Here is a 17,004-nt window from a genome sequence, read left to right as displayed (position 1 = left end):
CTAACCGATCGGAGAAGCGTCGCGAACCGCCGGTCGTCAGTCGAACTCCTGAACCAGTTCGATGCCGTACCCGTCCGGATCCTCGATGAACGCGACTCGAGCGTTCGCGCCGTCCGAGGTGAGCGGGCCCCGCCGAACCCGACAGCCCGTTTCCTCGACGAGTCGCTCGACTTCGGCGTCGGTATCGTCGACTTCAATTGCCACGTGGTCGAACCCGTCCGAGGACGCCTCGCGGTCCGGATGGGACTTGAACTGGATCTCCGTGTCGGAGTCGCCGGCGACGAACACGTTTCGAGCGCCCTCGCCGCTCTCGAATTCCCGCGTCTTCTCGAGGCCGAGCGAATCGACGTAAAACGACAGCGTTTCGTCGATGTCCGATACCCACAGCGCACTGTGTATGACGTCCATAGGAGTGGATGGATAGCTGAAAGCATAAAATCGTCGGAACAACGCGGCGAAACGACCGACGCCCGAGGGCTCGCGCCGACGGAGTACGAGAGGCGAAGAACTCGCCGCATGGACGTGAGGTTTATATGATGCGTATTCGTTACTAGTGATGTATCATCGGTATCACAACCCGAGCACTGTCCGAGAACGGGTTCGACGACCGCTCACACACTTCCAACGATGAAAATCGACGCATTCACCCACGCGCTGACGGAACGGTTCTACGAAACGTTGCTCGAGGAGTACGAATTTCAAGGTCTCAGCGGCTCGCCGTCGTTTCTGTGGGATCTCGATCAGCGCCTCGGGGACATGGACGAGTTCGGCATCGACAAGCAGGTTATCACGATCGCCCTGCCACCGATCTGGCAGGGGATGGGCGACGAGACGGCGCTGGAACTCACGAAATTAGCGAACGACGAGATCAAGCGTATCGCCGATCAGCACCCCGATCGGTTCGTTCCGGTCGGCACGATTCCGAAGGTCAACGACGGGTTCATCGACGAGTTCGACCGGTGCGTCAACGATCTCGACATGGCCGGCATTCAGATCTTTTCGAACATCGACGGCAAGCCGCTGGATCGACCAGAGTTCGATCCGCTCTTCGCCAAGGCCGACGCCGAAAACGCGCCCCTGTGGATCCACCCACAACTGTTCGAGTGGTACGACTGGGCGAGCGAGTACATGGATCATCGACTCTTCGGCTGGCCGTTCGACACCACGCTCGCGCTCTCGCGGCTCGTGTTCGGCGGCGTCGTCCAGAAGTACGATCTCGACATCGTTTCCCATCACGGCGGCGGCATGATTCCCTATTTCAGCGGGCGCATCGACGGGTTCTACGAGACCCGCATGCAGTATCCGGACAATTACGCCGATACTGACCTTCCCGACCTAGAGCAACCGGTGAGCGACTACTTCGGCGAGTTTTACGCCGACAGCTGTCTCGGGAACTCCGTCTCGGCCCATGAATGCGCGTACGACCTCTTCGGGGACACGTTCATCTACGGCACCGACTACCCGTTCGGACCCGGTCGAGGACGCGCAGGCATCGAAAACGGACTCGACGCCATCGAGGAGATGGATATCGGTGAATCGGAACGAGAGCAGATCTACTCCCAAAACCTCCTCGAGTTGATCGAGTAACGCGCTCGAACGGCGGCCAGTTGCGGATTTTGTCGTCGACATCGAAGTACTCGGTCGTCCGATGTCCGGTTCGAGAGCAAGCGGTCGGAGGAAAATACCTATATATCTGTCTTACGAACAGTTTTAGCAAGCCGCCAACGGTGGTTTGTGTCAACAGGAGACACAGGAACGCGGCTATCACTAGCTGGTGATATGAATGATGAAGTCACAAATCGCAAAACTCGGCCACGTCGCGATACACACGCCCGACCTCGAGGAATCACTCTGGTTCTTCAACGAGGTTCTCGGGCTTCAAATAGTCGAACAGACCAACGATACCGCCTATCTCCGCGGCCAACGAGATTGGGAACATCACACGCTAAGCATCACCGAATCGGGACAGAAAGGGGTCGATCACATCGCGTTTCGGACGTCTAGTGCCGACGCGTTGAGCGAACTCGCCGACCAATTCGAAACAAACGGCACTGACGTTACCTATCTCGACGCGGGAGTCGAATCGGGACAGGGAGAGGCGATTCGAATCGAGAAGTTCGGCCATCCCTACGAGTTCTATTACGACGTCGAAAAGCCTCGAGCCCCCGAAGACCAACGGTCGGGGCTCAAGAATCGCAACTACACCGAAGCCGTCGCGAATCGAATCGCACCGCGGCGCATCGATCACGTTCACGTCCAAGACCCGAGCGAAACGGCCACGGACCACGCAGTCTGGTTGGAAGACGAACTCGGCTTCAGACTAAACGAACGGTACCGAGCGGAAGACGACGAGCTCTGGGGATGGTGGCTCGCGGTGACGCCGCTGCCCCACGATATTGCGATTCATCGTGAACCACCGGGGTCCTCCGAAGGATTCCATCATCTCTCCTATCACCTCGATAGTCTCAACGAACTCTGGAGCGCCGCCGACATCCTGAGCGAACACGGTATCGAACCGGACGGCGGTCCGGGCCGTCACGCGATTACGCGTGCGGACTTCTTGTACGTGTCCGATCCCGCAAGCGGGTTCCGCATCGAACTGTTCGCCGGTCCCGGGTACCTCAACTTCGAACCCGACTGGGAGCCGATCGAGTGGACGGAAGAAGACATCGGCGGCGAAACTAATCACCAGTGGGTCGGCCAAGGACCGGCATGGGACGGCCTCGAGTACGTTAATTGAGCGCGATCACCAGCTCCGATACGCCGTTCGACTTCAAGACAACGTATCGGAGTGGAGTCCGAGTCGACTCGACCATTTCGGATTTCGGTCGCCGTTCATCGTTGTCCATCCGTTGAAACGGGACTATCGATGCGGGAGAGGCGGAACACTAAATAAGCAATCAACGAAAGAACAAACCGGATGACTCTTAGCAAAAACGAAACGACTGAGTTCGCGGAATCGCTTTACGAGGCACAGAAGACGAGTTCGCCGATTCCACCGCTTACGGACGAGAAGGAAATTTCGGTGGACGAAGCCTACGAGATACAGTCAGGGGTCATCGACCGCATTTGCGGCGATGACGGGCGGATAACCGGCCACAAGCTGGGCCTCGTAAGCGAGGCGAAACAAGAACAGCTCGGGATTCAGGAGCCGATATTCGGCTCCGTGACCGAAGAAACCGTACTCGACGAGGCGACGATACCGACCGACTCGCTGATCTCCCCCCGACTCGAGGCCGAAATCGGCCTTATCCTCGACGAGGACATCTCCGCGCCGGTGACCCCGACCGATATCCTCACGTCCACGCGCGCCGTCGTTCCGGTCGTCGAGATCCTCGAGAGTCGGTTCCAGGGGTGGACTATCCCCTCGGCCCAAGACGTCATCGCCGACAACACGTCGGCCGGCCGCGTCTTCGTCGGAGAAACGCTTCGTGACGTGACCGACGTCGACCTCGCGATGGAAAGCGTCGTCATCTCGGTCAACGGGGAACTCGAGGCGACGGGAGTCGGCGCGGATATCATGGGACACCCCGCTCGAGCGGTCGCGTGGCTCGGAAACAGACTCGACGAACTCGACGAAGGGCTCAAAGCGGGCGAGTTGATCCTCACCGGCGGCATCAACGCCGCGATCGACATCGAACCGGGCGACGTGTATCAGATCAAGTTCGCAAACATCGGAGAGATTACGCTCACCGCCGAGTGAACACCGATTTGTCCGCTGTTCTCATGTGACAATAATTCGATTTTTGTCCACTCTCATCAGCCACAGTGAGTCTCAGTGAGACGGCGGAAACGCTCCCCCGAAAACGGCCGAAACACCGTTTTTACTCGACGGTCACAGTAACCGTCCCGATCGAAGCAAATTCGGCCGTGAACACGTCTCCGGATTCGATATCGACCGCGGGTGTTACTGAACCACTCAAAATAAACTGCCCAGCCTCGAGCGTCTCGTCTAAATCGTCGAGCGTGTTCGCGAGCCACGCGACCGCTCGCGCGGGATGATCGAGAACCGCTGCGCCGACACCCGAGGCCTCGAGCTCGCCGTTGCGATAGAGCTTCAGCCCCTCCAGGGAGAGGTCGATCCCGTCGACGGCACTTCGGGTCTCGCCGGTGAGATACAACGCAGACGACGCGTTGTCTGCAATGGTATCCTGAATTCGGATATCCCAGTCGCGAACGCGACTATCAATCACTTCGAGAACCGGAACGACGAACTCGGTCGCGGCCAGGACGTCGAGGGACGACACCGGCGGCTCGAGATCCTCGCCGATCATGAATCCGATCTCGGGTTCGATGCGCGGTTCGATGAGTTCGTCGCCGGGAATTTTCCGCCCGTCGATAAACATCGTGTCCAGCAACCGACCGAAGTCGGGTTCGGGGACGCCGAGTTGGTCGCGGATCGCCGTGCTCGTGAGCCCAATCTTGTGACCGACGAGAGACGCGCCGTCCTGCAGACGACGGTCGACGAGGTTCGACTGGATGGCGTAGGCATCCTCGGTCGTCATGTCGTGCGCTTCGGTGAGCCTGTCGATGGGGTCGTTCGTTTGCAGTGCCTCGTAGAGCGATTCCGCGAGCCGATTGCGGGTCTCGTCGTCAAGCATACGTATACAAGAAGCGGTCACCAGCAAATAGATTGGGATACGAAGCGAGACGAACGCCGCATCGTCCGTGTCGATGCGAGTCGGGAAACGGAGAACAATGCTCCTACAAAGTTGAGTTTTGATATCCGGACTCAAAGCCGTGCTCGTTAATCGCTATCGGCTCGACCTTGTCCTATCTGGATCTGCCACAATGCTCGGTAGAGCGTCTGAAGCGTACACTCACACCGATCAGAGACCGATCGACACACCCGTAGGTATCGGTCGTAATCAGCTGACGACGGCCGTGACGGATACTGCTTCGAGAGTTCGCCACACCGTCGCAACGACTCCCACTCGGTTTCGCTCAGTACAAGGTAGGTTTTCGGGTCGAGAAACTGTAAGAACGCGGTCGCAACCGAAACGTCGACGCCGGTAAGGTCCGTGAGGCACTCGAGTCTCGCTCCCGTCGTCTCGCGCTGCAACGCGCCGTCGATCGCTCGGCGGATATCGTCGAACTCGTTGTCGCTGAAGGCGTCTTCGGCTTCGCGTCGTTCGGCATCGGGATAATCACCCAAAAACCGTCGATAGTACCACTGCACGATCCACTCTACGTCGCGCCGACCGTACGAACCGCTTTCCAGCGTCGAGGGAAGCATCTCGAGGTGGTCCGCCTCGACCCCGGCGAGGGGTTGGGTATCCGGGTACGCTTCGACGAGGCGACCGACAGATTCCGCTGAGAGATCCATCGTAACGGAGGGTACGTGTGCCAAGAGCGTGAATGTTGCCCTTGGAACTGACCCCTGCAGGCGGACGTACGGATCGGTCACAAAAACGACAGACAGCCCGGCGAACCGAATCGCGATGAGAGAAAGGTTCATACCCGTGGGAAGCGTTAGTATACCATATCATGACCCACAATCAAGCAGGTGATCACGATGTCGACGGATGAGACAGAATCTCCCACCAAAACGATCTGTCCGTACTGCGGCGTCGGATGCGGAATTCAGGTCAAACAGGGCGAAGAACCCGACGACGTTCGGTTCATGCCCTGGGGTGACGCGCCGGTCAACGAAGGGCGCATCTGCATCAAAGGCGGTGCGGCGACAGAAGTCATTGCCCACGAGGATCGATTGACCGAACCGCTGATCAAGGAGGACGGGGAGTTCCGCGAGGCGACCTGGGAGGAGTGCTACGAGTACATTGTAAGCGAACTCGAGCGAATCCGATCGGAGTACGAGCCCGATGCGATGGGCTTTTTCGGCTCCTCGAAGACGATGAACGAGGAGAACTACCTCCTTCAAAAGCTGGCTCGGCGCTACGGAACCAACAACGTCGACAACTGCACCCGAATGTGTCACGCGTCGACGGTGTGGGCGCTCCGGACGAGTCTGGGTGCCGGCGCGATGACGAACAGCATGCGGGATCTTCGAGACGAAACGGATGTCTTCTGGATACAAGGGGCGAACCCCGGAGAGCAACATCCGATCGCGAACAGTCAATACTTCCGGCAGGCGATGCTCGACGGTGCGACCGTCATCCAGGTCGATCCCCACGCGAACAAGACGACCCAGTCGTTCCAGATCGACGAGACGGAACGGCACATGCACCTCCAGTTGAACCCGGGAACCGATATTCCGCTGTTGAACATCGTCATCAAGACGGCCCTCGAGAACGACTGGATCGACGAGGAGTTCATCGCGGAGCGAACCGAAGGATTCGACGACCTCAAAGCGACGCTCGAAGACTTCGACAAGGAAGCGGCCGCCGAGGAGTGTGGCGTCCCGCTCGAGGACATCGAACTGGCCGCGAAAAAGTACGCCACGGCCGACAACGCGGCGATCTTCACCGGGATGGGGATGAGCCAGCATCGGTGCGGCGTCGACAACGTCCAAAACGAGATTAATCTGGCGCTGATCACGGGCAACCTCGGTCGGCCCGGAACGGGCGTCAATCCGTTGCGCGGACAGAACAACGTGCAAGGAACCTGTGACGTCGGAGCGATGCCCAACGTCCTGCCCGGCTATCAGCTGGTCGACGACGACGAGGCCCGCAAATCGGTCGAGGACGTCTGGGGCTTCGAGGTCCCGCCCGAGCCGGGTTTGACGAACGTCGAAATCTCACACGAGTTCGGGGATTCGATCAAAGGGGTCTACGTCATGGGTGAAAACCCTGTCATGAGCGAACCCGACGCGAACCGGGTCGCCGAACGAATCCAGGAACTCGAGTTCATGGTCGTCCAGGACATATTCATGACCGAGACCGCAGAGTACGCGGATGTCATCCTCCCGGCGACCTCGTGGGCCGAACGAGGTGGGACCGTCACCAACACCGACCGCCGCGTCCAGCGCATGCGCGGAATCGAGAAAGTCCACGAAAACACCCGCCACGACCTGGACATCCTCTCGGAAGTCGGTGTTCGTCTGTTCGGCGCCGACGGGTTTGACTTCGACGACCCCGAAGTGGTCTTCGAAGAGTTACGCCAGGTTTGTCCGAGTTACCACGGGATGACCTACGACCTGCTCGGCGAAGAGGGGCTTCACTGGCCCTGCTACGAACTGGGCGACGAGGGCGATCCGTTCCTCTACGAGGAAGAGTTCGACACGGAAAGCGGATTGGGTCACATCGAGGGTGTGAGTCACACGCCGCCAGCCGAAACGCCCGACGACGAGTACCCGCTCATCTTGACGACCGCTCGCCTCGAGGAACACTACAACACGGGGACGATGAGCCGTCGGTCGCCGACGCTCAACAGACAGACGCCCGAAAACTTCGTCGATATCCACCCGAATGACGCCGAACGGTACGGGATCGAAACGGGCGAGGAAGTCACGCTCAGATCTCGACGGGGTGAAATTACCGTCGAGGCGCAGGTCACCGAAGATATCAAGGAAGGCGTCGTCTGGACGACGCCCCACTTCGCGGCCGCCTCCGCGAACAAGCTCACGAACGACGTCCTTGACGAGCGAGCCAAAATCCCCGAGTACAAGGCCGCGGCGACTGATATCGAGGTCACGCTCGAGAAAGACAGCCCCGAAACACCGGCCGACGATTAACGGGGTACTTCGGTTCGCGTGCAACCAGTTGATCGAGTCGGCAAGTCGTGGCAAACCGATTACGTAACCGTCGTCTACTCAGTTCCGGGAGTATAACCAATAGTTGACAATTAGAAGGACGCCCGCTCGCTCACGATTGTCCTCGAGACGAATCAGACAACGCGGGAATCGGGATACGCCGGTCACGGGCCGCCTTGGCTGATCTGGCCGCGATTCGGTACGTCCTCAATTGTATTTCACGGTATCCAATCCCCTGATCTCGCCGATCCACTGCCGGTCGTCTAAGTCGCCTTCCTGCCAGGCGATCGGCTCCCAGTTCGGATCGAACACCAGGTATCCGCGGACGTTGAATTCTACTCGGTGGCCGCTTGAGTCGTCCCTGACGTAGAGGAATTTTCCCCTCGAGATCGAATGCTGGCCGAGTCCGTCGATCGGGTACCCGCGTTCGTTCATCGTATCCGCCGCATTGAACAGATCTTCCGCGCTCTCGGACGTGAATGCGATGTGATGTAACCCCGGACAATCGTCGTCGCTCTCGCCTTGAATAACCGCGGCCTCGATTTTGTTCTTTGACGCGCTCAAAAAGGTCCCCCAGCGAGAGCCGTCCTTCTGATCATAGTACTCCATCACCGATAGTCCGAGCGTTTCCTGCATCCACTCGGCGGCTTCGAACGCGTCCGTATCCCAGATCTGAACGTGGTCAACGCGAAGCGGAGCGATCGAGCTCGTTTCAGCCGAGATGTACGATTTGTTTTTCAGCTTCGACCGCCGCTCCTTCGGCGGATCGGGTTTTTCCATCTCGTGGTAGATTTCGAACTCGTGGCCGTGTGGAACCTGAAACCGAATCGCCTCCCCTTGACCGCGCTCTTCGCCGGCTTCCACTCGCGCCACGTCGATACCCTGATCGCGGAGTCGCTCCGCAAACCCATCGATGCTTTGTTGATCTTCCGTTTGCCAGCCGATGTGATCGACGCCAGCGGAACCAGACTCCCGAAGACGCAGCGAATGGTGATCGAACTCTTCGACGGCGCGGAGATACGCCGTGTCACCTTCTCGTTCTACCTCCTCGAGGCCGACCGAATCCCGGTAAAACCGAAGCGACGCTTCGAGATCGGGTACTTCGAGTGCGACGTGACCGAGACGGGACAGTTCCGGAGACATGGATAGCGAGACGTGAGCCACCCTATTAATTCATTCGATATAGTAGGTGTTCGGTTGAAACACGGATCTTCGGATAGCACGAACGACCTTCGACAGGCGACAAATCGACGTTCTGTATCATGGACCGATCCGCACTCGAACGAAGATCGCTTTTCCGGATACTCGACCGGTGCGTCGGGACTGGCTCGAGATATTGTATCCGATTTAATCGGATGTGGGAGACGGCCGTGCGGTGTTTCTACGCGCTAGTCTACAACCGTCTCTCGACGCATTACGGAATCTAAGGTATACTCACAACTCAATAGTATTAATTAAATATACAATTATGGGGAAATAGCACCGATATATGCGGAGAGACTTCACCGATTCGATCCGATTCAGACCGAATCGGGAGTGGAAGCTTGTACAAGCCCATGAATTTCCGTGTATTCATCTCCCAACCACACCAACATTTACAATCGTACAATGTAATTCAGCGAGGGGTAAACCATCCACGAGGTATGATTCCGACTATCTCGGAAGCAGTACTTTGGCGACGGCTTCGGATTGTTTCCACGACGGCTTCCGTCTCCATGTACCGTCAAGACCAGAGTAGCCGTTCTCCGTCTCACCGGGCCCTGGCCTATTCCCCGAACTGGTAATTAATCGTTACAGTTTCCTCCATCTCCTGTAATTTTCGCAATAATTCTTGCTGATATTGTTCGTCCTGAATACGCCCGGTTGGCACGACGATACCAAACGAACCCAGTACTTGATCGTCGATAAGAATCGGAACCGAAGCCATCCCCATGCCGGTAACTTGCTCGTTCCAGTCGACGGCGTACCCGTTATCCCTAATTTCAGCTAATTCATCCTTCAGCCGATCGACGTCCGTTATCGTATGGTCCGTCCGCTGTTCGAGGCCGCGTTCGGCGATAATCTCGTCCACTCGTTCATCCGGTAAATAGGCTAGTATAGCTTTCCCCGTGGCGAGCGTGTGAAGCGGCGTCGCAGCTCCCGGATGCGTCCCGAGACTCAACGCCTGTTTCCCTTCCTCCTGGTGAAAGACCACCGCGATTCCGTCGTTCTCGATCGTCAATCCGACCAACTCGTTCGTCTCAGCGGCGATTCGCTTCATCTCCGGTTTCGCAACCTGAAAAAGGCGGTTGCGGTGTTTCATTTTCCCCCCGATCGTAAGGAAATACGAACTCAAGAAATACGTTCCATTTTCGCGCGTAACGTACTTCGTATCACTCAGCGATCGCAAGTAATCGTAGACGGTACTGTCCGGAAGGTCCATTCGGTTAGCCAACTCGGTGGGTCCGGCGCCGTCTAACTCCCACAGGAGCTCGAGTATTTCGAACGCCCGGTGAATCGTTGTGAGTGAGCTTGTCTCGCGTGTCATGCGAGAACATTGGACCGGATGCGTCTTGTAATTTCCGATCTATTCGGAAACAGTCGTCGGTGAACGATAGTGGACTCCGCAACGAACGAGGCCAGGCTAAACTGCATTGAACACAACTATTAACACGTTGGAGACTATGTTAGTATTCTAAGGGTAGAGTAACTCATCACTTCCCTGGCTCTGGGAGGTCATCAGCCATTTGAGAGTCTACCCCTCCGTAGCTCATATACGGTGAGACTCATAGCTCACCCCGGTGGCCCACATTCTTTGATCGGACCGATAGAAAGATGGACAACTGCGTGTCGTCTCTTCTGGGACCGGAATGTATATTGGAGTGTACCATCCAATGGGAAGTGCACTATGGACCAGACAAACGATTTCCGCAGAACGATCGAGAATAATGGATCCGTACTCGGGGCCAGATCCTCGACGTTCTCACCCGCCGTGATAGAGATCTACGGAGAACTGGGACTCGACTTCGTCTGGCTGGACTTCGAGCACATGGGACCCAGCCCGTACGATAGCACGATGTTCGAAGAGTTAACGCGCGCCGCCGATGTCGGCGGAATCGAGTTGTTCGTGCGACTCCCCTCCGCAGAGCCATCGCTCGTTCGAAAAGTCCTCGATACGGGAGTTCGGAATATCCTCATTCCCCGGATCGACGACGCCGAAGAGGTGCACAAAGCCGTAAAGGCGTCTCGCTTCGTTTACGAAAACGAGCCCGGCGAGCGCGGAATGGCCAGCGGGAGAGCGCGAACGTGGGGTCTTTCGGAGGATTACGTCTCGACCGAAGACGACGAGGTGTGCGTCGGAGTGATGATCGAAAAGACGACGGCGGTCGACAATTTGGACGAAATACTATCCGTCCCTGAACTCGGGTTCGTATTCGTCGGCCCGTCAGATCTCTCGGTACAAATGGGCCATCCGACGAACAAAAATCACCCGGACGTTACGGCACAGATTGGGGAAATTGAGGACGCCTGCAAATCGGCGGACGTTCCGATGGGGTGTATCGCGAACAGCCCCGACAAGATCGAATCCGTCGTAGAAGACGGCTATCAGATCGTCCGTATGGGTGGCGACCTTTCGGCAATCCAGGATACCTTGGCGGAACGACTGAGCGAAATCGGAGAACTGTAACCGCGGCTCGATCAGATCTTCCTCGACGAACATCGGTTTGAACCTCTCAAAACGTTTCGCTCGAAACTTGTCGGACGCTTCTGCACTCGTTATTTTTTCGCCGTCGCGATATACCGTTCGGAGAGACGCTCTCCGTCCATTATTCGCGTAACGTTCGACGCGAGCTGATCGATATTCTCGGAGCGAGCCTCGGTGGTCATCGCGGCCACGTGTGGCGTTGTGACAACGGTATCCAACTCGAGAAGCTCCGAATCGGAACCGAGCGGTTCCGTCGAAAACACGTCTAACCCCGCTCCTGCGATCGAATTCGAGGAAAGGGCGTCTAGTAACGCGTCTTCTCGAACGAGGGGGCCGCGGCCTGTATTGATGAGGATTGCGGAGGAATCCATAATGGACAGTTCCCGTTGGTCGATGATATGGCGCGTTTCGTCGGTTAGCTCGGCTGTGAGTATAACGACGTCGCTCTCCTTGAGAAGAGTGCCCAACGACGCCCCCTCGCCGCCGACCAGTTCGGTGTCAATGCTCGGGACGTACGGATCGGACGCGAGGATTTCGACGTCGAACCCTGAGAGGAGCGTGCCCACTCGTTTACCAACGTCTCCGAACCCGACGATACCGACCGTCGATCCCGAGAGGGTCGACCCGAGCGGGTACTCGTCTCGCCACCGATCCGTCGCGATCAGCTCCCGTGCCGCCGTGAGTCGACGGAGCGTCGCCAACGTGAGACAAAGCGTGTGTTCCGCCACCGAAAGGGCGTTGTGCCCCGGCGTGTGCGTGACCGAAATGTCGTTGTCTTCGGCCGCCTCGAGATCGATCGAATCGATCCCGGTTCCGAGTTTGCCGATAGCCTCGAGTTGTGACGTCTGTTCGATCAGTTCCGGCGAAAAAGGGATGCGGGAAGTAACGAGCGCAACGTCATAGCCAGCGATCTGTCGCGCGTATTCGTCGTTGTCTATCCCGACGGTGGTCTCCCACGAATCAGGCAATTGAGTGAGAAGCCGCGAAGTCGGAGTGATGTCTTGGTCGATGATTACCTGAACCATGTCACGAGTCGTCTTCGCAGGCACTTGATTGTACCGATCAGCCGTATAACGCGTCCGTACGGGTTCTTCTGGGCCTTGGGGAATACTCGAGGAGGATCGTGCACAAAGCGAAAACGTCGTCGGTATCGTACCCGTGGATACGCCCGGCCAGTGCCGTCACTCGCCGAATCGGTATGCTGATCCGCGCTGAAAAGGCGACGGAGATCGAGCTGAACAGGAGGGTCTATGGCGGTAGATTTTTGGTCCAGAACGTATTCTATGCAGACGACCGCAAGTAACAGCGGCAGTGTTAGAGATGGATACGAAACTAACCGAAATAACAGTCGTCGGTGACGACGACACTGGCCTTTTAGCACGAATCACGTCCCTCCTGTTCGAGAACAATATCAACATCGAAGATCTCGATCAAGAGGTGAAAGACGACGTGTTTCGGATGACGATGCGCGTCGACACATCCGAAATGGACTGCTCGGAAAACGAGCTCGAGGACGACTTAGCAACACTGTGTGAGGAGTTAGACGTCGATGCACGGGTTCGGTTCACGGACGGCGACGAGTGTGAATCGGTCGCGGTGCTCGTGACGAAAGAGAGTCACTGTCTCCAGGCCCTGCTCGAGGAGGCAGAAAGCGGAGAGCTCGGTGCCGACATCGACGTCGTGATCGGCAACCACGCCAAACTGCAGCCACTCGCCGAAAAACACGACGTCCCGTTCCACGATATCGGCGACGAGGAAGGCGTCCCGGACGAAGATGAACTGATCGAGCTACTTGACAAGTACGACGTCGACCTGATCGCGCTCGCACGATACATCCGCATTCTCAGTCCGGACGTCGTCTTCAGGTACCAGAACCGCATTATCAACGTCCATCCGAGCCTGCTTCCTGCGTTCCCCGGCGCAGCAGCATATATGCAAGCAATCGAAGAGGGCGTCCGAATCGCCGGCGTTACGGCACATTACGTGACGCCGGATTTGGATCAGGGCCCGATCATCACGCAACGAGCGTTTAACGTCCCCGACGACGCAACCGAAGCGGAGCTAGAAGAACGCGGTCAGCCGCTCGAAGCAGATGCGCTGATCGAAGCGATCAAACTCCATCTGAATAACGACATTATCGCTGGAAAAGGACGAACCAACGTTCAGGCCGACGATACGGAACTCGGCCTCCCCGAAGAAATTACCGAATTAAATCCCGATGGCCCGGTAGATAAGGACTCGGTCAAAGCACAAAACCTGGCCGAGCCAGCCGACGACTGACGACACGTAATCGAAGATCCCCCTGCTGTCGACTGGATTGCGAGCGAAAATCGATTTTCTCGGCGGACGAGTACGGAAAATTCGACGCGTTTCTCACGAGCGTATAGTCGTCGACCGACGGAGGACAAGACCATTTGCTCACGATGAGACACGAAGGACTACTTCAGTTACAATCGACTACAAAGGACTATTTCAGCTATAATCGGCCGGTACGCCAAGATTCGGTGTCAGGGACCTGATTAAACGTGTAAATATGCAGCCCCCGGATGCCGTACTCCGGATCATTGGCGTAGGACGCGAGACCGTCGACGAGGTCGTCGGGTTCGTACTTCCCGCGCGAACCGATGAATTGGCGGACGAATCCGAGGATCCCGCTCGTCTTTTTGAGAAAACGCACGGAATCGCCGACGCCGACCTTCTGTGAGATGTTTATCAGCTTCTGGTATTTCATCACGCCCGGGATCCCAACCTCCACGGGGAGTTCGATGCCACGAGCGCGAATGTCTTCGATCCAGTCGATGACCGCCTGGGAATCATAACAGAGCTGGGTCGTTATGTAGGTAGCGTAGGGCGCTTTCTTTTTCATCGACTCGGCTAAGGTCTCCTCCGAGAGAAACGCGTGGCCCTCGGGATACCCCGTGATGCCGACCTCCTCGAATTCGCACTCGATCGTCTCGAGCGCTTCGAGGAGCTCGTACGCCGACTCGAATTCGCCGATCGGTTCCTCTCGGTCGCCCCCTGGGACGAAGATATCCGTGATCCCGACCGCCCGCAACCGTTCGGCGATCTCCTCGAGGTGAGAGACATCTTCGACGTATCTGGCCGATACATGGGGCACGACTTCGAACCCGCGCTCTGCGGCTTTCTCCGCCCACTCGATCGTCGACTCGAGTTCGAGCGTCGGCGAAGCCGTGATCGTGACCGTGGCACCGTCCGGCAGGTGCTCGATTTGCTCGCCGAAGCTCTCGAATGGCATTAGCTCGTATCGGAGATCGTTGAGTAGGTTCGATACCGTATCCGTCGTCGCGGCCGCCTGAGAATTAACTGTCATTGGTTGCAACCTCTATTATACTGGTTGGATTGTAGCTCATCGGGAGGCGATTTGGTTCGCGGGTGTTTGTCGACTGTCCCGTGTCCGGTTGGGCTCGGCACATTGTGTGAGTTTATGGCAAAGTCATAAAAGCTTTTCCTTATGACGGGATTCGAGTCGTCAAATCCGCGGGAAACGGCTCCGACGGTGGGTACCCTCAGCAGCAAACGACAGCATGTCTTGATATCGTGACGCTACTCGCGTGGCGTACGCAACCTGATCGTCTCGAGTAACCGGATTATTGCGTTCGTAACTGTTCTCTCGAACCGAAGCTGGTTTAGTCGGTATTCCCCCAATCGTTTCGTATGAAGGTTGCGCTGGGCGGCACATTCGACCCGGTACACGACGGTCATCGAGCGCTCCTCGAACGGGCGTTCGAACGAGGAAACGTCACGGTCGGACTCACGAACGACTGTCTCGCACAAGAAACGCGCCGAAAAGAACGACACGTCCGACCATTCGAAACGCGGAGACGGAACCTTCGTCCCGAACTGGCGAAGCACTCCGGCGGCCGCTCGTTCGAGATTCGCCGCCTGAACGAGCCGACAGGAATCGCGACGAAGCCGCAGTTCGACGTTCTCGTCGTTTCGCCGGAGACGGAACCTGGTGCGAAGCGTATCAACGAAATCCGTCTCGAGCACGGTCACGAACCGTTAGAAATCGACGTCGTTCCGCACGTCCGGGCGGAGGATGGGGGAATCATTTCGAGCACGCGTATCGTTAGCGGAGAGATCGATGAATTCGGCACCGTGTCTCCCCAGTCTACCGACGATACCTCCTCTACGCGCTGATCAAGAAAAGACGTAAAACGGGTATCCGAAACTACGGCTCGAATGGGGGCAGGGTCGTGGAAACACGCCGTACGGGAGTCGACCGCTGTCTATCGTTTGTCCTCACTGTATGGAGCGGTTGCGACGGTTGCCGTGATTTCTTTCTGGACGTGACGTTCCACTTTCGGGTTCTCCGTGCCTTCTGGTTCGCCCCAAGTGAGGGTGACCTCGGTTCCCGGTTCGCTGTACTCAGTATCGACAACGGCCAGCGAGAGCATTTCTCGCTTGTTGTAGATGTAACTCTTGTCCGTGGAAACTCCGACGTGTTCACCGTCTTTCAGCACTTCGTCGTACGGGCACGCCGACGATCTCGGGTGTGGGAACTCCATGAACTGATACGTATCTCCCTCTTCGAACAGCGAGGCGAAGACATCGACCACGTCGTCACCGTCCCAGACCAGCGTTACCTTCTCGCGGTCGGGGTCGTCGGCTTCGGCCTCGAGGGCGTCCCGGCCGACGAAATCGCTACTGAGGTCGAGAATGTGGTCATATCCGAGCTCCACCGGCGTGAAGTAGTAGTCCGTGATGTCGTCCGATTCGAAGCTTCCGCCGATCGAGAGCAGGCCCTGCCCGACGTCCAACCACTCGCGGTAATCCTGCATCTCCTCGTCGAAGATAGCGGGCACGACGAGCGGGACCCATCCGAGGATGGCATTCGGCGTCTGGTAGCTCTCAGCACCGAGGCGACGAATGTCGTACTCTTCGCCCGCATCGAGAACGGCAGACTTGATCTCGTCACCGTACTCGTACGGCCCCCAGAACTCGAATCCGGGCTCGCCGGCCATCCCGTGACGCAGGAGGTTGACGCTCTTTCCATCGATCGAGATCGGCTCGAAGTTGAAGAATCCGAGATCTGGTAACGGTTCGTCGGCCGCCTCTTCCATGACCTTGATCGCTTCGGGGCCCTGGACCTGGAACCTGAAGTTCGTCGGATCGTCGCCGGTTTGAACCGGCCGACCCTGAAGCTCGCCAGTGACGTCGTACTCGCCCGTCTCGATCTGGTACTGGAGCCAATTGTGGGCGGCCGCGCCGCCAACGCTCAGGAACTCGTCGTCATCGAGGTGGAAGAGAATAGCGTCGCCGATGAAGTAGCCGTTCGGATTGGAAACGACCAGCTGCTTCGCCTTCCCGGGTTCGGTATTCTCGAAGTTGTTGATACCGAAGTCCGAGTAGAACTCGACGGCGTCGGGGCCTTTCACGTGGTGGTCGGTCATGTGATAGGACTGATCAGCGAGCGCAACCGACTCCCGCCACGACCGCTGTTCTTCGATCCAGTGAGTGTACTCGTCTCGGACCTTGGTAAACTGGCCGACTCCCAGATCTTGCATCAGTTCAACTGGATTGCCGGCAGCTTCGACTGCCTCTTCCATACTGTCGCTAAAGGACCATGCTCTTTCGCTCATTGTGTAGTGCGATTTGATGGATGGCCTTCGAGTATTTATAATTTCCGCAGACTAGTCACCGAGCG

At 57.4% G+C, this 17,004-nt stretch carries 15 protein-coding genes; 7 read left to right on the top strand and 8 right to left on the bottom strand.

Going from position 1 to position 17,004, the window contains the following annotated elements; all coding sequences use genetic code 11:
• Positions 1–36 precede the first annotated feature (36 nt).
• Positions 37–408 (bottom strand): VOC family protein, encoded by a 372-nt coding sequence (locus QNM96_RS20320; RefSeq protein WP_283838633.1) that lies wholly within the window; start codon positions 406–408, stop codon positions 37–39.
• 219 nt (positions 409–627) lie between these two features.
• Here QNM96_RS20320 and QNM96_RS20315 point away from each other — a divergent pair, with 219 nt between their 5' ends.
• The 3 genes from QNM96_RS20315 to QNM96_RS20305 all read left to right on the top strand — a co-directional run bounded on the left by QNM96_RS20315 (position 628) and on the right by QNM96_RS20305 (position 3,703).
• On the top strand, positions 628–1,587 hold the full coding sequence (locus tag QNM96_RS20315; RefSeq protein ID WP_283838632.1) for an amidohydrolase family protein: 960 nt from the start codon (positions 628–630) through the stop codon (positions 1,585–1,587).
• Between the two features lie 199 nt (positions 1,588–1,786).
• A complete protein-coding gene (locus tag QNM96_RS20310) occupies positions 1,787–2,740 on the top strand; it encodes a VOC family protein (protein WP_283838631.1) in 954 nt (317 codons plus the stop codon).
• Between the two features lie 180 nt (positions 2,741–2,920).
• Positions 2,921–3,703 (top strand): fumarylacetoacetate hydrolase family protein, encoded by a 783-nt coding sequence (locus tag QNM96_RS20305; protein WP_283838630.1) that lies wholly within the window; start codon positions 2,921–2,923, stop codon positions 3,701–3,703.
• Positions 3,704–3,824: 121 nt separating this feature from the next.
• Here QNM96_RS20305 and QNM96_RS20300 read toward each other — a convergent pair whose 3' ends face one another.
• Together QNM96_RS20300 and QNM96_RS20295 are read right to left on the bottom strand one after the other, a co-directional pair.
• Entirely contained in the window at positions 3,825–4,601 is a 777-nt protein-coding gene (locus QNM96_RS20300) for a fumarylacetoacetate hydrolase family protein (RefSeq protein ID WP_283838629.1), read from the bottom strand.
• 146 nt (positions 4,602–4,747) lie between these two features.
• Positions 4,748–5,326: a hypothetical protein gene (locus QNM96_RS20295; protein ID WP_283838628.1), complete on the bottom strand. Its 579-nt coding sequence runs from the start codon at positions 5,324–5,326 to the stop codon at positions 4,748–4,750.
• Between the two features lie 189 nt (positions 5,327–5,515).
• Between QNM96_RS20295 and fdhF the strand changes: the two genes are divergently transcribed.
• The gene (gene fdhF, locus QNM96_RS20290; RefSeq protein WP_283838627.1) at positions 5,516–7,633 is read left to right on the top strand and encodes a formate dehydrogenase subunit alpha; all 2,118 of its coding nucleotides are present in this window, start codon (positions 5,516–5,518) and stop codon (positions 7,631–7,633) included.
• A gap of 225 nt (positions 7,634–7,858) precedes the next feature.
• Here fdhF and QNM96_RS20285 read toward each other — a convergent pair whose 3' ends face one another.
• Both QNM96_RS20285 and QNM96_RS20280 read right to left on the bottom strand, forming a co-directional pair.
• Positions 7,859–8,794: a VOC family protein gene (locus QNM96_RS20285; RefSeq protein WP_283838626.1), complete on the bottom strand. Its 936-nt coding sequence runs from the start codon at positions 8,792–8,794 to the stop codon at positions 7,859–7,861.
• 622 nt (positions 8,795–9,416) lie between these two features.
• Positions 9,417–10,178 carry an IclR family transcriptional regulator gene (locus tag QNM96_RS20280; protein ID WP_283838625.1) on the bottom strand — a complete coding sequence of 254 codons (762 nt, stop codon included), beginning with the start codon at positions 10,176–10,178 and terminating at the stop codon, positions 9,417–9,419.
• A 360-nt stretch (positions 10,179–10,538) separates the two neighbouring features.
• On the opposite strand from QNM96_RS20280, the gene QNM96_RS20275 reads away from it, so the two are divergent.
• On the top strand, positions 10,539–11,318 hold the full coding sequence (locus QNM96_RS20275) for an aldolase/citrate lyase family protein (protein ID WP_283838624.1): 780 nt from the start codon (positions 10,539–10,541) through the stop codon (positions 11,316–11,318).
• Positions 11,319–11,407: 89 nt separating this feature from the next.
• On the opposite strand, the gene QNM96_RS20270 is transcribed toward QNM96_RS20275, so the two are convergent.
• Positions 11,408–12,361 carry an NAD(P)-dependent oxidoreductase gene (locus QNM96_RS20270; RefSeq protein ID WP_283838623.1) on the bottom strand — a complete coding sequence of 318 codons (954 nt, stop codon included), beginning with the start codon at positions 12,359–12,361 and terminating at the stop codon, positions 11,408–11,410.
• 295 nt (positions 12,362–12,656) lie between these two features.
• Here QNM96_RS20270 and QNM96_RS20265 point away from each other — a divergent pair, with 295 nt between their 5' ends.
• Positions 12,657–13,616 (top strand): formyltetrahydrofolate deformylase, encoded by a 960-nt coding sequence (locus QNM96_RS20265; protein ID WP_283838622.1) that lies wholly within the window; start codon positions 12,657–12,659, stop codon positions 13,614–13,616.
• A 196-nt stretch (positions 13,617–13,812) separates the two neighbouring features.
• Here QNM96_RS20265 and QNM96_RS20260 read toward each other — a convergent pair whose 3' ends face one another.
• Positions 13,813–14,667, bottom strand: coding sequence for a methylenetetrahydrofolate reductase (locus QNM96_RS20260; RefSeq protein WP_283838621.1), 855 nt, complete (start codon positions 14,665–14,667; stop codon positions 13,813–13,815).
• Positions 14,668–15,011: 344 nt separating this feature from the next.
• Here QNM96_RS20260 and QNM96_RS20255 point away from each other — a divergent pair, with 344 nt between their 5' ends.
• Positions 15,012–15,497: a phosphopantetheine adenylyltransferase gene (locus tag QNM96_RS20255; RefSeq protein WP_283838620.1), complete on the top strand. Its 486-nt coding sequence runs from the start codon at positions 15,012–15,014 to the stop codon at positions 15,495–15,497.
• An 89-nt stretch (positions 15,498–15,586) separates the two neighbouring features.
• Here QNM96_RS20255 and QNM96_RS20250 read toward each other — a convergent pair whose 3' ends face one another.
• Positions 15,587–16,939 (bottom strand): hypothetical protein, encoded by a 1,353-nt coding sequence (locus QNM96_RS20250; RefSeq protein ID WP_283838619.1) that lies wholly within the window; start codon positions 16,937–16,939, stop codon positions 15,587–15,589.
• Positions 16,940–17,004 lie beyond the last annotated feature (65 nt).

It is taken from the genome of Halostagnicola sp. A-GB9-2 (assembly GCF_030068615.1).
GTDB lineage: Archaea > Halobacteriota > Halobacteria > Halobacteriales > Natrialbaceae > Halostagnicola.
Note: the sequence above shows the minus strand (reverse complement) of the source record. Positions and strands in the feature narration are given on the sequence as shown.

Excerpts from the sequence above, each read along its gene's own strand:
- QNM96_RS20320 (WP_283838633.1), bottom strand. The coding sequence starts at position 408 with ATGGACGTCATACACAGTGCGCTGTGGGTATCGGACATCGACGAAACG.
- QNM96_RS20315 (WP_283838632.1), top strand. The coding sequence starts at position 628 with ATGAAAATCGACGCATTCACCCACGCGCTGACGGAACGGTTCTACGAA.
- QNM96_RS20310 (WP_283838631.1), top strand. The coding sequence starts at position 1,787 with ATGAAGTCACAAATCGCAAAACTCGGCCACGTCGCGATACACACGCCC.
- QNM96_RS20305 (WP_283838630.1), top strand. The coding sequence starts at position 2,921 with ATGACTCTTAGCAAAAACGAAACGACTGAGTTCGCGGAATCGCTTTAC.
- QNM96_RS20300 (WP_283838629.1), bottom strand. The coding sequence starts at position 4,601 with ATGCTTGACGACGAGACCCGCAATCGGCTCGCGGAATCGCTCTACGAG.
- QNM96_RS20295 (WP_283838628.1), bottom strand. The coding sequence starts at position 5,326 with ATGGATCTCTCAGCGGAATCTGTCGGTCGCCTCGTCGAAGCGTACCCG.
- fdhF (WP_283838627.1), top strand. The coding sequence starts at position 5,516 with ATGTCGACGGATGAGACAGAATCTCCCACCAAAACGATCTGTCCGTAC.
- QNM96_RS20285 (WP_283838626.1), bottom strand. The coding sequence starts at position 8,794 with ATGTCTCCGGAACTGTCCCGTCTCGGTCACGTCGCACTCGAAGTACCC.
- QNM96_RS20280 (WP_283838625.1), bottom strand. The coding sequence starts at position 10,178 with ATGACACGCGAGACAAGCTCACTCACAACGATTCACCGGGCGTTCGAA.
- QNM96_RS20275 (WP_283838624.1), top strand. The coding sequence starts at position 10,539 with ATGGACCAGACAAACGATTTCCGCAGAACGATCGAGAATAATGGATCC.
- QNM96_RS20270 (WP_283838623.1), bottom strand. The coding sequence starts at position 12,361 with ATGGTTCAGGTAATCATCGACCAAGACATCACTCCGACTTCGCGGCTT.
- QNM96_RS20265 (WP_283838622.1), top strand. The coding sequence starts at position 12,657 with ATGGATACGAAACTAACCGAAATAACAGTCGTCGGTGACGACGACACT.
- QNM96_RS20260 (WP_283838621.1), bottom strand. The coding sequence starts at position 14,667 with ATGACAGTTAATTCTCAGGCGGCCGCGACGACGGATACGGTATCGAAC.
- QNM96_RS20255 (WP_283838620.1), top strand. The coding sequence starts at position 15,012 with ATGAAGGTTGCGCTGGGCGGCACATTCGACCCGGTACACGACGGTCAT.
- QNM96_RS20250 (WP_283838619.1), bottom strand. The coding sequence starts at position 16,939 with ATGAGCGAAAGAGCATGGTCCTTTAGCGACAGTATGGAAGAGGCAGTC.